Raw genomic sequence first — 13,924 nt, forward strand, 5'->3', positions numbered from 1 at the left:
TCCCGGAAAAATTACCCGAAAACCGGTATTTAAGATGCTGGAACCGAATATTACATTTGTCTCTTCTCCCGGCACTAAAAAAATGTACCATGAAAATCAGCAAGATAGCTATTTTATTCCTTAGTATATGCCTGTTCACCGGTCAGGCTTCCGCCCAATATGTTCAGCCGGAGCGGGACGATACCATACGGATGTATCCCAAAGCGGTCTTCGACACCAGCTCGGCAAAAACGGCACTGGCATTGGGGAAAGCCACCATAAAAGGGGTGGCTTTTACCCGCCCTACCGACCAGGGCTTCGGCATCAAGACCGGAAAAAAAATATACGCCAACAAGATCACCATCACGCTTTTCCCGGTAACCCCCTATTTAACGGAATACCTGGCTCTTAAGAAAAAGGAAAATTATAAAAAGCTGAAATTTGCCTATGTAACACCCGCTTTTTTTCATTACCGCCTTACCGCAGTTACCAATAGTGCGGGTGAATTCACATTTCCGCAGATGAAACCGGGCAGGTATTATCTGACGGGGAGTTTGCCGTGGTACCAGACCGGCACCTATAATAAATATACCGGTTCGGGATATGGCTCCTATGGAGGCAGGGTCGATTATTACGAAAACCGGCCGTACCGGAATGATTACAGCGAACCGCTGGAGAAATTTGTAGAAATAAAATCCGACGGGGAAGTCTTAGAGGTCAGGCTCAAATAACCGGTTCAGCGGGCTCCTTCTCTTAAAAAACGGGCCAGTTCCGGGATCTTATCGGTATTGATATAATCTGTTCCCAGCTTTTTAAAATACGTCCAGGCCACCGTATTATCGGGCGCGCCCCAGAAACGTATGGGTTTTCCTGCCTCATGCGCGTGCCGGATAGCCGCCTCAAGTGCTTTTGTGGATGCAGCGTCCGCCTGACCTGAACCGTTCCAGGAGCTGTATTGCCTGAAGTTGGCGCTGAACAAAGCGACTTTTTCCAGATTTTCCGGCTTATAATGATAGGCCAGGTCCCCGTCAAACCAGATAAACCCGGGATAGGCAGCTAAAGAATCCTTATCGGGCTGGTTTCCCGTGATCACGATACGGACGGTCTTATTCCCGGTGATTTCCGGGTAATGTTCCAGCTGTTTTATAATGGCGTCCAGCGTGGCCTTTCCTTCTGTTTTACAATCTATAAGCAGCAACAGCTTTTTTCCGGGATCTTTATAGATGGTTCCGTTATTTTCCCGGATCAGCTGCCGGATCGGATCCAGATAAAGCTGCTTCAGGTTGCGCTCCGGGCGGATGTCCCGTGCATTGTGTGCTACAGGCAGGTCATCATTAACAAAGAACACGTCCGCCTCAATGGAGCCGAATTCCTGCTCAAAAGCTGCCCGGAACGGGCGCTGCTGCTCATAGTCGTTATGGGAATGGGCATTCTGAACCGTATACGCAGCAGGCTGCGCCATAACCGACAGGGAGATCAAAAGCCCGATGGCGAGCCCTGAGATCCATTTCAGTCCGGTATAAGCTCCTTTAAATACCATTGGTCATTTAATTAAAAGACATTTTATAATCCACCTTTATTTTCCCGTTGGAAATATCATTCAGCTTCCCCTTGATCAGCTTTTTTCTGAGCGAAGGCAGGTAGTCGATAAACAGCTTCCCCTCAATATGATCGTATTCATGAAGGATCACCCGGGCGGTGATGCCGTTAAAGGTACGGGTATGCTGCTGAAAGGTTTCATCCTGGTAGGTAATGGTAACCGTTTCATTACGCATCACATCCTCCCGGATCTTGGGAATGCTGAGACAGCCTTCATTATAGCTCCAGAGCTCCCCTTCGAGTGTTTTTATATGGGCATTGATAAAGGTTTGCTTGATCCCTTCATCTCCGGGGTACAGGTCCTTTTCATCCTCATCAAGATTTTCAATGATCTGGGCACTATCCACCACAAACAGGCGGATGGGGCGGTTTACCTGGGGTGCAGCCAGTCCTACCCCATTGCTGGCATACATGGTTTCCCACATGGAATCGATCAGTGATGCTAACCCAGGGTACTGCGGATCAATGTCTTCTGCTACTTTTCTTAAAACAGGGTTGCCATAGGCAACGATTGGTAATATCATTTTGCAAAGGTACAGATTTGACAGGGAAGAATCAGACAGAGCAGGCAGGCATTTGCCGGCTGCGCGCCCCTGCAAGGCCTGCGATTATGATCCGTGCAAACGGAAAAAAATTTATTCTCCTGTTACTTTTACTATCCTGGAGTAGGCCACTGTACCATCCGTATCCACCTGCGCAATACGTACATAAAGAACGCTGCCTTCCGGCACATCCACCGCTGCATCTCCTTTCTGACAGGAAACCAGTGATAACATTGTGCTTCCGGCAATCATCGTCAGGAGGAGCTGCTGCCTGTTACGGCGTCTGATGAGCAGTAAAAATCCGAGAAATGCGGCGGCACTTAGCGCCAGTGCCCGGTTGGCAGCTGGTTGACGGATGCTCAGTTCATAGTTTATTACTGCCGACGAATGTCCTTCTGCCGATCTGGAAGCCACCGTTCCGGCCCTGGTGAATTCAACACCGTCTCCTGAGATCTCCACATCAAAGTGATCACAGTTTTGTTCGCTTACCGTGCTCCATTGTACCAGCAGGGAGCCATCACTGACAGCAGCCTGCACCGGGCCGAAGGTCACCGGCAGACTAAGGCCGTAACTGCAGCCTGTAGGCAATGGAAACGGCGTTAATGCCTGATTTTCCAGCTGCCAGTTGGCCGGTGTGTTCAGCTTTGTTCTTAACTCAGCTATCGAAACGGCGCTGCTGTTGGCACACATATAGATCCCATTGTCCCTTTCTGAATTGAGCACGCCGGGAGTTAATACACCCATTACAGCGTTCGTGCCGGTGGTCAGTCCCGGAGGAAGTGCAGACCGGTTCTGGGTATAGGTCCACGAAGTACCGCCAACAACATCCCAGGTGGCATAGCTGCTGGCCGACTGCCCGAAGGAAGAGATCTCACTGTTCATATGGATACCACTGATAAAAACGGGCGCGGCAGTGCTGCCCTGGTAGGCCAGTACCTGGTCTCCTGCCTGTGATAATATAAAGTCGCCCGCGGAACTGGCACTGCCACCACCGGTTATGTTCACCACTGCACCGGTTACGGTTACCGATACTTCAGAGAATGCCGGTAATGCAGGAGCCGTCCAGGTAAGCGTACCTTCGGCTGTACCAAACCCTGCAGGGGATGCGGCCGTGTTCCAGCCGTTGTCGGTAAAATTGATTATGGTATTCGCTGCTATTCCTCCCGGTCTTAAAATAACAAAGGAAAAGGAGGATTTTACATTATCATAGGCGTTATAGCCGGTAAAAGCGATATCACCTGGGGCTAATATTGTCTGAGCGATGGATTTCTGGGTCAGGGAGCATAAAAAAGCACTAAGTACTGTTAAGAGGATATAATTTTTTCGCATTTTGGTTGATGGACTGATTGAATCCAAATATAGTCAATAACTTATATAGATCGTGAAAAAATTTATATATTATCACTATATCATTGGGGAAGCCACCACCATAAAGATCTTATTTATGCGCTCCTTCAGGCATTTCTCCCCAGGTATTCCTGCAGCATGATTGTCGCGGCAATTTCATCCACCAGCGCCTTATTCCGCCGCTGCATCTTCTTTAACCCCATCTCCAGCATAGCATCCTTTGCCATTTTGGAGGTATAGCGCTCATCCACGGTTTCAAGTGGTACTAAAGGGAAGTGTTTTTTCAGCTCTTTGATCGCTTTTCGTACAAGCGGCGTGGCATGCGTATCCGAATCGTCCCAGTTCTTGGGCTCACCGATAATGATCCTTTCCACGGCCTCCTGCGCAAAATAGGTTTTGAGGAACGGGATGAGTTCGCGTGACTCGATAGTGGTTAACCCTGTGGCAATGATCTGCAAAGGATCTGTTACCGCAATGCCGGTGCGTTTTAACCCATAGTCGATGGCCAGTATGCGGGGCATGAGGATGTAAATTTTAAATAAACAATTGTGGGAAGGTGAACAACTATTATAACTATAAACCGTGAACTATCTTCCAAACACAAACATGTCAGCTATTACAAAAACAGCGAATACCACTGAGGCGATGCCGTTAGCGGTCATAAAGGCCAGGTTCACTCTCCTGAGGTCACTGGCTTTTACGATACTGTGCTGATATACCAGCATACCGATAAAAACCGCAACACCAGCCCAATACAGTCCGCCAAAGGCACCCTTGAAGGCAGCCGCAACAACAGCAGTGGCACTTAATAAATGCAGCAGCTCAGATACCCGCAGGGCTTTCCTCCCCCCCAATACCGAAGGAATGGAATATAGTTGCTGGGAACGGTCGAACCCCTCATCCTGTAAAGCATAAATAATGTCAAAACCGCTTACCCAGAAAAGCACGGCAAAAGAAAAAAGGATGGGCAGGGTGTCAAATACGCCGGTTACAGCCAGGTAAGCTCCGATGGGTGCCAGCGAAAGGCCCAGGCCGAGCACCAGGTGACAAAGCGCGGTAAACCGTTTGGTATAGCTGTACCCCAGCACCACCAGCAAGGCCACCGGTGACAGATAAAAACAAATATTGTTGATAAAGTACGTAGCCACAACAAACAGCACGCCATTAAGCACCGTAAACCAAAGCACATTTTTAGATGAAAGGACCCCTGCCGGTATCTCACGCACTGCCGTACGCGGATTTAGGGCGTCATATTTCCGGTCAAGATACCGGTTGAATGACATTGCCGCATTGCGGGCAAAGACCATACACAATAACACCAGCAGAAAGAGCCAGCCTTTTTCCCGGAAAAGATAGATGGTCTTGTTCCACATGGTTGGCATAATACCCGTGGCGTTGGGTGATTGATCGCTGATATCGAGGTTACGGATTCCCAGGCAAAAGCCGATGAGGGCAAAGGGCATGGCAAAGATGGTGTGTGAGAACTTTACCAGGCTCAGGTAATTCTTTGTGACAGACATTCGGCAAATGTAACCTCTTACTGCATTTATCAAACACTTTTTCGTACTAATTCCCATAAAACCACTCCGGCTGCGGTGGCGATATTCAGCGAATGCTTCATACCCAGTTGCGGGATCTCGATGCAGCCGTCGCACAGGGCGATGGTGGACTGCTCCACTCCCACCACCTCATTCCCCAAGACCACCGCAATTTTTGACTGTCCGTCCCATTCCAGCTGGTGCAGCTTGATGCTGTCCTGCACCTGCTCTACCGCAAAAACCCGGTATCCTTCCTCCCTCAAAACACCGATGGCAGCTGCAGCGTTCGCAAAATGGCTCCAGCGGACCGTTTCCTCGGCCCCGAGTGCTGTTTTCCGGACCTCCTTATGCGGCGGTTTTGCCGAATAACCGGTCACATAGATTGCTTCCACCAAAAAAGCATCACTCGTGCGGAAAACACTCCCCACATTATAAGCACTGCGGATATTTTCCAACACCACCACAATCGGCATCTTTTCGGATCTCCTGAATTCATCCACCGATTTCCGGCCCAGTTCTTCCATGCTAAGTTTACGCATGGTGCAAAAATAGAAGGATCCGGAAAACCACCCGTAATAAAAAACCGCCCCGGTTTCCCGGGACGGCTCAAACTTTTTGCTATATCATGTTCTACTATTTCATATCATTCCGCAGCGCTTTCAATTTTGAACCGGGAAGGTAGATCTGGAAGCCTACTCCTACGTTTATTTTGTTGAGCGCCGGTGTGCTGCCAAAGCCCAGCGTTAAATCATATTTTGCCAGTGCTTCAAGGGCTATATTTTCATTTAAAAAGAACGCCACACCTGGTCCGATACCGACATTAAAACCATTTGTTGAAGAGGATGCGCCTTCTTTGGGATTGTAATTGGATCCGGCAAGACCGGCATTTGCTTCAGCAAAAAACCGTACCGGTTTCGGGGCATTGATCTTCACTTTTTCCATCTCGGCATCGCCGAAATAGTAACGGGCCAAGGGACCAATGCTATAGGTAAACGTATTACCGGCATTTTTCTGTGTGGTATATCCCAGCCCAACCTGACCACCAATTGCCAGATTATCCTGCACAAACCAGGCAACCTTGGGGGTAATACCAATTCCAAACTTTGAACCGCTTTTTTGAAGATCCGCACTGATGTTTCCAATGTTTCCTCCAATCAGATAGTACCCCTTCTGCGTTTGCGCACTGGCTCCGAGAGCCGTAGCTGCTAGAACGAGGGCAGAGAGCATGATTTTCTTCATAAATTATAATTTTAAGATTAAAAACTCAACAATTGTGCCATACCTGTCAAAACTCATTCATAATCATATAAATGACGCTATAACAAATTTATAACACCATGACGTACAAAAGTCGGAAAAGGTTGTTTTGCTCTATATTTGCGCTCCATGGCAAAGGCAAAAAATAACAACCCGCAGGACACCCCGCTGATGCAGCAGCACCGGGCGATCAAACAAAAATACCCGGATGCCGTTCTTCTGTTCCGTGTGGGGGATTTTTATGAGACCTTCGGTCAGGATGCCGTTATTGCCTCACAGGTACTGGGTATCACCCTTACAAAAAGAAATAACGGGGCAGCGGCCTCACTGGACCTTGCCGGTTTTCCTCACCATTCACTGGACACCTACCTGCACAAGCTGGTAAAGGCCGGTTACCGGGTAGCGATCTGCGATCAGCTGGAAGACCCCAAACAGGCAAAGGGTATTGTAAAAAGAGGGGTGACCGAAATGCTGACCCCGGGTACGGCGATCAATGACAAATTACTGGAGCATAACAGCAATAATTTCCTGGCAGGGATCCATTTCGCCGATAATGACCAGTTTGGTCTCGCCTTTCTCGATTTATCAACGGGGGAATTCTTTGTTGCCGAGGGCGACCGGGAATATGCCGATAAACTGTTGCAGAGTTTCCGGCCCGCAGAAGTGGTGTTCCAGCGTCATCAGCAAAAAAAATACAAGGAATACTTTGGCAGCAAGGTTTATATCTATACCCTGGACGAATGGATCTTTGATGAGAATTATGCACAGGAGGTGCTGCTGAAACACTTCCAGACCCACTCCCTAAAGGGCTTTGGGACGGAGGAAATGCACCAGGGTATTACAGCGGCAGGCGCCGTCATCCACTACCTGAAAGATACAGAACATCCCAACCTGCAACACATCACCTCGATCGGCAGCATTCATAAAAATGATTTTTTGTGGATGGATAAGTTCACCATCCGCAACCTGGAACTGGCGGGCGGGCCGACGGATCAGCATACGTTGCTGAAGGTCCTGGACAATACCGTTTCGCCCATGGGTGCCCGCCTGCTGAAACGGTGGATCATCTTCCCCCTGATCGACCTTCACAGGATCAATGAACGGCTGAACGTGGTAGAGAACCTGATCAAGGACCCGGAACTGCGCCAGACATTAACACAGGCGATTAAAGCCTGTGGTGATATTGAACGGCTGGTGGCAAAGATTCCTACCAAAAAGATCAATCCCCGGGAAGTACTGCAGCTTGCAAGGGGACTACAGCAGGTGGCCCTAATCAAAGAGGTCTGCCTGGCACAAACGGATCCCTATCTGAAACGGATAGGCGATGCCTTAAATCCCTGCCCGGTCATTGCAGAAAAAATATTCGCCGAGATCATTGAGCAGCCACCGGCTACCATCGCCAAAGGCGGAGTGATCCAGAACGGTATACTGGATGAGCTGGATGAGCTGCGGACCATCTCCCGGGACGGAAAGGCCTATCTGACCCAATTGCAGGTAAAAGAAGCTGAACAGACCGGTATCAGCTCCCTTAAGGTGGGCTTTAATAATGTATTCGGCTACTACCTGGAAGTGACCAATGTACATAAGAGCAAAGTGCCCGAAAACTGGATCCGGAAACAGACCCTGGCCAATGCCGAGCGTTATATCACACCCGAATTAAAGGAATACGAAGAAAAGATAACCGGCGCGGAAGAAAAGATCTTACAGCTCGAGCAGCAACTGTACGACCAGCTGCTCAACCAGTTGTTTGAATACCTGGCTCCTGTTCAGGCCAATGGTAACCTGGTGGCCCTACTCGATTGTCTGGGATGCTTTGCCCACAACGCTGTTCAATACCATTATAAAAAGCCGGTTGTTCATGAAGAAGCCTCCTGGAACGTGAAGGAAGGGCGGCATCCTGTAATAGAACGGAACCTCCCGGTGGGTGAGAGCTATATACACAACGACCTGGAACTGAATAAGACCGAACAGCAGATTATTATCCTCACCGGACCAAATATGAGTGGTAAATCGGCACTGCTGCGGCAAACCGCCCTTATCACCCTTATGGCGCATATGGGCAGCTTTGTTCCGGCCACGGAAGCCTATATTCCGCTTACCGACAAGATCTTTACCCGCGTAGGTGCCTCCGATAATCTGAGCGGCGGGGAAAGTACCTTCATGGTGGAGATGAACGAAACCGCTTCGATCATCAACAATATCACCGACAAAAGCCTGGTATTGCTGGATGAAATCGGAAGAGGTACTTCCACCTACGATGGGATCTCCATTGCCTGGAGCATTGCAGAATACCTGCACCAGTCGCCGCATCAGCCGAAAACACTGTTTGCAACGCATTATCATGAGCTCAATGAACTGGAAGAAAAGCTGAACAGGGTAAAGAATTATCATGTCACCAACAAGGAGATCGGCAATAAGATCATATTTCTGCGCAAACTTGCCCGTGGCGGAAGCACCCACAGCTTTGGCATCCATGTAGCCAAAATGGCCGGTATGCCCCCGGCCCTTATCCAGCGCGCCAACGAAATACTCACGCAGCTGGAGACCAAACATGTAACGGACGAGCAGGCACAGCCTTCCCTCAAAGAAAAAATAAAGGAGGTGAACGCCCCGAAGTTCCAGCTGTCGATTTTTGATGCCCACAGCGAAACCTTTGATGAAATACGGAAGGCGCTTACGGATATCGACGTCAACCGTCTTACCCCTGTAGAAGCACTGTTGAAATTACAGGAGATCAAGGAAAAGATCAAATAGCCTAACACGGACCTGCTGTCCCGGCCCCTGATAAAACAGCAGATGGTGTTGCGGATTTGGATACAGATACGTCTTATACAGTACAAACTATTGCCAATGACCCGGATCAACCCTGCCTTGCAACCCTGCCTGCCTGTCCGTATTTTCTGGGCGGTGCTCTTTCTGTGCTGCTTTATCCTCCCTTCTTGCCAGAAGGAGGACCTCCAACCTGGGCCCATCATCGACCCCGTGGAAGGACGTATTCTTGCAACAGACACCCTGCGGTCGGGCGGCCTCCTGGGGATGCAGATCGGGGATCCTTACGAGGAGGTATACGAAACGATCAAAACGATTGCGCTTGACAAGAATATTGATATACTCTGGGTGACCAACCCGCAATTTGAGGGAATCGAAGTCCTTAAAGGCAAACTGGGGTATTATTCTGACCTGCGGCTCAGTAACCGGTCGAAACCTTCCGAATACATACTTTTTGAAATTGAAAAAGACCGGATAAAGACCATTTATGATCCGGAAGGCCGGCAGCTTCCGAAATGGCCGGCGGGCCGGCAATACCGCTACACGATAAATGTGGGGGATCCGGTTGACCTGGTATATCCAAAACTGCTGCAATTACAATCAAGCCCCAAGTACAAGGAATATTTCTCAGCCATCGCTGCTTTTGCAAAATTCATCAGCAAACCCTATGATACCCGGATGTCGGCCTCTTCGGAATGGTATCTGAATTACCGGCAACCCGACAAAAAAAGCGTAACCAGAAACACATTGCTGTTCAAAGATGGCACATTACAGGAAATAAGGACCCTTGTACAGGCAACGCCCTGAGATGTGAGCAATGAGATTTGAGATCCAGGTTATAGAGACCTGTTTTTCAGGCATCTTATAGGTTCCTTGCGTTTAAGTTTCAAAGGCAGGGAACGCAAAAACTTGCAATATGCACAAAAACATCCAGTAGCATCCTCCCATTGTCCTCGTCGTGATCCGATAGCATTCTTCAACTTTTTTTATGTTACAAAAAATAACTATTTTGTACAAACTGTTGGAATGTTCATGTTCAGAACTAATTTTAATAGCAATTCAGAACGACAATCACCGATGAAAAGAAATTATCTGCTTCTATTCTCACTATTAAGCACTGCTATACTGTTTGGTCAGCAAAATAGCGTCATTGTGCATGGAAAAATTGAGCAACTATCTAACAACCATTATATAAGGTTTGGCTTCGACGGAGTGAAAATTCCGGTCAACAAGGATGGCTCCTTCGAATACCGGGACACCATCAGTGATTCCAGATATACTCAAATCTGGTCCGGGAATAGCAGTATCGCTTATGCAATCTGGTTACAGCCCGGAACTTATACGATTACCTGTAAAGAAACAGAATTCCCCGATGCTGCAGGCAACAAGCTGATTGCGCTTTTGGGCAAAATAATTGATGGTCCGCAGGATTCAAAGTTGTATGACGGATTGATAGAGCGACTTTATGAAAAGACAGACACATCCTTTACTGAAGTGAAAAAACAACAAAAAATAACCCGGTATATGGATAGCGTGTTGCTCCGTGACCCGCATCATTTTCTGGCACCCTCCCTTATTGCCCAATCCTACTCCTATGTAGATAACGCGGAAATCCAAAAGTATATCGGTCTACTTGATGAAAAACAACAACGGCATGAAGCAATTATAGCGATAAAGGATGACTTTAAAAGAAAGGAAAAACTAACCGGCGAAAAACAGTTTTACGATTTTTCCATGACAACGATTGACAATACCGGTTTTAAACTCTCCGACATCAAAAACAAAAAGCTGATCCTGATCGATATCGGCTACCGGACCTGCCCCGGGTGCCGGGCCGGACATCCAACGCTTACCAGGCTTTATAAAAAATATGCCGGCAAAGGCTTTGAGATCATATCGGTATCTCTTGATAAACGCAAAGAAGATTGGCTGGCAACCATCAAAGAGGATCGAATGGAACAATGGATCAATGTATCAGATCTAAAAGGCTTTGATTCGGAACTAGCAAAATATTATAATCTTAAATGGGTCCCTTTCCGAGTTTTGTTAAATAAGGACAGGAAGCTTGTAAAAATATTGAGCTCAGTGCCCACAGAGGACGACATCGAGGCTTTTCTTTGACGAAAATCCAGCAAAAAAGATGATGGGTTGCAGCTACAGCCGTCATTGATCAGACTCAGAAAAATTCGGTTGCTACGCTATTGGTTGAAAGACGGTCGATAACCGACTCCGACGATCAACGCTCCTCGATAGCCGTCAGGACTCAAATCCAAATACCTTCTAAACTTTCTTGCTGATTCTTTTGTTTCTTTGCGAATAATGCGGCTTTTTACAGCTCGAAACAAAAACAAACACTCGTTCATGAAATTAGACATACTTGCAATTGGCGTGCACCCGGATGATGTAGAGCTCTGCTGTGCCGGAACATTACTGAAGGAGATCCAATCCGGTAAAAAAGCCGGTATCATCGACCTCACCCAGGGAGAACTGGGCACCAGGGGCACCAAAGAAACCCGTTATAAGGAAGCAGCTGATGCCGCGGCAATTATGGGTGTGAGCATACGGGAAAACCTCCGGATGCGCGACGGGTTCTTCCGTAACGACGAAGATCACCAGTTGCAGCTGATCAAAGTGATCCGCCGGTACCAGCCGGATATCATCCTGGGTAATGTGCTGGAAGACCGCCATCCGGACCACGGACGTGCCGGGCACCTGATCAACGACGCCTGCTTTTTATCCGGCCTGTCTAAAATCGAAACCACAGACGATGATGGCACCCCGCAGCAAAAATGGAGACCCTCCTATTTTTTTCAGTACATGCAGGACTGGTATCACGAACCCGATGTGCTGATTGACATTACACCTGTTATTGATGTTAAAATGAAGGCCATAGAAGCCTACCGCACACAGTTTTATACAGGCAGCGCAGCCCCCGACGACCCGGAGCCGCAGACCTATATCTCCACACCGGATTTCCGGGAAAGTATCCTGGCCCGGAGCCGGATGCTGGGCAAAAGGATCGGGGTGAAGCACGCTGAAGGCCTGATGACCAATAAGATCATCGGGATGGAGAACCTTTCTTCGGTGATCCTTAACGAGACCTGAGGAAATGTTAAAATAAAAGGAAATATTTTACAACAATTTGATACAATAGGCTGGCGCATTTTAGCTACCTTTGCAACCCAGCAAAAAAATATTTAAAATCTAACAATGGCTTTTCCAAAGTTTGCAACTCCTCCGCCTCCCTCGTTTCATACGGTTCTTAAAAATCGGATACACGATTATTTTGAATCAAAAGGAGTACGCAGCACGGGCAATTTCCGCCTGTATTCAAAAGCCTTGTTTTTGGTAGCTGGTTTCCTGGCCACTTATGTGCACCTGGTATTTTTTACTCCCCCTGCTGTCTGGGCCATTGTGGAATGCCTGATCCTGGGTTTGTTCACTTCTGCCATCGGTTTTAACATCATGCATGATGGTGCGCACGGCAGCTTTAGCAGCAAACCCTGGGTGAATACCATCGCCGCATCCTCCCTCAATTTCCTTGGAGCCAATACGTTTATGTGGAAAATGAAGCACAATGTCATTCATCATGCTTATACCAATATCGACGGCATCGATGACGACCTTGATGCCAAGCCTTTTTTAAGATTGTGCGAATCCCAGAAATTTTACAAGATGCACCGTTATCAGCATTTTTATTTCTGGCTGGCCTATTCCTTTCTCTACCTGTTCTGGATCTTTTTCTCCGACTATAAGAAATATTTCACCGGGAAAGTAGGCGATATTCCCCTGAAAAAAATGAAAACAAAGGATCACCTGACATTCTGGGGATTCAAACTGCTTCATATTTTCTTATTCGTGGCATTACCGATCTATGTCCTGGGTTTTCAGGACTGGCTTACCGGGTTCCTGATCTATACGCTTTTCGCCGGTTTCGTGCTCAGCATTGTTTTCCAGCTGGCACACACGGTGGAAGACACGCATTTTCCGGTGGTGAATTCCCAGAACAATAAAGTAGACGATGAGTGGGCCATTCATCAGCTGAAAACAACCGCAAATTTTGCCACCAGGAACCGGCTGGCCTGCTGGTTCATGGGCGGACTGAACTTCCAGGTAGAACACCACCTGTTTCCCAAGATCTCCCATATCCATTACCCGAAGATCAACAGGATCATCAAGAACACCTGCGCTGAATTCAATGTCAATTATATTGAATACCGCCGGGTACGGCATGCTTTTGTCTCCCACGTTTCTTATCTGAAAGATCTCAGCCGGCCTTAAGCACGCAGGGCCGGGTACATTCCGTTTTTCTTTCCCGCGCAGCAGCAGCACTATTAATAAAATCAATACATTTGATATTATTTTAAGTTCCCGTTTGCCATGAAAAGAATTCTTATTCCCCTCGTTTTTGTTTTTATTGCCGTTATGAATGTACAAGCCCAACAGAACAAAGCCGTTGTTCTATCCAATCACCAGGCCATTTATGTTACCGATCTTAAAAAAGCTGCTGCTTTTTACGCGGATATTATCGGGCTGGAGCAGGTAGATGAGCCCTTCAAGATCGGCAAACATGCCTGGTTTAAGACAGGCCCGAAGACCACCCTGCACATTATACTCGGTGCCGATAAGCCCCGGGAATATTTTAAGAACAACCACATGTGCTTCAGTGTGCCTTCACTGGAGGATTTTATAAAAAAGCTGGATGCGAAGCAGGTCCCTTATGAAGATGTAAACGGAAAACGTTCCGCGATCACCAACCGTGTGGATGGTGTGAAGCAGATCTGGCTGCAGGATCCGGACAACTACTGGATCGAGATCAATAATGATCCCGCCATATTCCGGTAAGCAAATTTCCCCGGCCCCTCCTCCTGTTGTTGCGGAGCAATAGCTTGT

At 47.9% G+C, this 13,924-nt stretch carries 14 protein-coding genes; 7 read left to right on the forward strand and 7 right to left on the reverse strand.

All coding sequences use genetic code 11. The features are described from left to right. Positions 1 to 89 precede the first annotated feature (89 nt). Positions 90 to 710, forward strand: coding sequence for a carboxypeptidase-like regulatory domain-containing protein (locus K7B07_RS03140; protein ID WP_223707359.1), 621 nt, complete (start codon positions 90 to 92; stop codon positions 708 to 710). A gap of 5 nt (positions 711 to 715) precedes the next feature. Here K7B07_RS03140 and K7B07_RS03145 read toward each other — a convergent pair whose 3' ends face one another. The 7 genes from K7B07_RS03145 to K7B07_RS03175 all read right to left on the reverse strand — a co-directional run bounded on the left by K7B07_RS03145 (position 716) and on the right by K7B07_RS03175 (position 6,244). After that, positions 716 to 1,519, reverse strand: coding sequence for a phosphatidylinositol-specific phospholipase C/glycerophosphodiester phosphodiesterase family protein (locus K7B07_RS03145; RefSeq protein ID WP_223707361.1), 804 nt, complete (start codon positions 1,517 to 1,519; stop codon positions 716 to 718). A gap of 7 nt (positions 1,520 to 1,526) precedes the next feature. Next, positions 1,527 to 2,102: a peptide deformylase gene (gene def, locus K7B07_RS03150; RefSeq protein WP_223707362.1), complete on the reverse strand. Its 576-nt coding sequence runs from the start codon at positions 2,100 to 2,102 to the stop codon at positions 1,527 to 1,529. A 111-nt stretch (positions 2,103 to 2,213) separates the two neighbouring features. Beyond that, a complete protein-coding gene (locus tag K7B07_RS03155) occupies positions 2,214 to 3,449 on the reverse strand; it encodes a hypothetical protein (protein WP_223707365.1) in 1,236 nt (411 codons plus the stop codon). Positions 3,450 to 3,574: 125 nt separating this feature from the next. Further along, complete coding sequence (gene ruvX / locus K7B07_RS03160) at positions 3,575 to 3,988, reverse strand: Holliday junction resolvase RuvX (RefSeq protein WP_223707367.1); 414 nt, start codon at positions 3,986 to 3,988, stop codon at positions 3,575 to 3,577. Between the two features lie 66 nt (positions 3,989 to 4,054). Continuing rightward, positions 4,055 to 4,987: a UbiA-like polyprenyltransferase gene (locus K7B07_RS03165; protein WP_223707369.1), complete on the reverse strand. Its 933-nt coding sequence runs from the start codon at positions 4,985 to 4,987 to the stop codon at positions 4,055 to 4,057. Positions 4,988 to 5,016: 29 nt separating this feature from the next. Continuing rightward, positions 5,017 to 5,544: an RNA methyltransferase gene (locus K7B07_RS03170; protein ID WP_223707370.1), complete on the reverse strand. Its 528-nt coding sequence runs from the start codon at positions 5,542 to 5,544 to the stop codon at positions 5,017 to 5,019. Positions 5,545 to 5,638: 94 nt separating this feature from the next. Further along, positions 5,639 to 6,244 carry an outer membrane beta-barrel protein gene (locus K7B07_RS03175; protein ID WP_223707372.1) on the reverse strand — a complete coding sequence of 202 codons (606 nt, stop codon included), beginning with the start codon at positions 6,242 to 6,244 and terminating at the stop codon, positions 5,639 to 5,641. Between the two features lie 147 nt (positions 6,245 to 6,391). Here K7B07_RS03175 and mutS point away from each other — a divergent pair, with 147 nt between their 5' ends. From mutS to K7B07_RS03205, 6 genes are all read left to right on the forward strand, one after another. Beyond that, complete coding sequence (mutS, locus tag K7B07_RS03180; RefSeq protein WP_223707374.1) at positions 6,392 to 9,016, forward strand: DNA mismatch repair protein MutS; 2,625 nt, start codon at positions 6,392 to 6,394, stop codon at positions 9,014 to 9,016. Between the two features lie 96 nt (positions 9,017 to 9,112). Further along, positions 9,113 to 9,838 carry a hypothetical protein gene (locus K7B07_RS03185; RefSeq protein ID WP_223707375.1) on the forward strand — a complete coding sequence of 242 codons (726 nt, stop codon included), beginning with the start codon at positions 9,113 to 9,115 and terminating at the stop codon, positions 9,836 to 9,838. Positions 9,839 to 10,108: 270 nt separating this feature from the next. Continuing rightward, on the forward strand, positions 10,109 to 11,152 hold the full coding sequence (locus K7B07_RS03190) for a TlpA family protein disulfide reductase (RefSeq protein WP_223707377.1): 1,044 nt from the start codon (positions 10,109 to 10,111) through the stop codon (positions 11,150 to 11,152). A 240-nt stretch (positions 11,153 to 11,392) separates the two neighbouring features. Next, the gene (gene bshB1 / locus K7B07_RS03195; protein ID WP_223707379.1) at positions 11,393 to 12,136 is read left to right on the forward strand and encodes a bacillithiol biosynthesis deacetylase BshB1; all 744 of its coding nucleotides are present in this window, start codon (positions 11,393 to 11,395) and stop codon (positions 12,134 to 12,136) included. A gap of 105 nt (positions 12,137 to 12,241) precedes the next feature. After that, a complete protein-coding gene (locus K7B07_RS03200; RefSeq protein ID WP_223707381.1) occupies positions 12,242 to 13,312 on the forward strand; it encodes a fatty acid desaturase family protein in 1,071 nt (356 codons plus the stop codon). 99 nt (positions 13,313 to 13,411) lie between these two features. Continuing rightward, positions 13,412 to 13,876, forward strand: coding sequence for a VOC family protein (locus tag K7B07_RS03205; RefSeq protein ID WP_223707383.1), 465 nt, complete (start codon positions 13,412 to 13,414; stop codon positions 13,874 to 13,876). Positions 13,877 to 13,924: the final 48 nt, after the last annotated feature.

The sequence above is a fragment of the Niabella beijingensis genome (genome assembly GCF_020034665.1).
Taxonomy (GTDB): domain Bacteria; phylum Bacteroidota; class Bacteroidia; order Chitinophagales; family Chitinophagaceae; genus Niabella; species Niabella beijingensis.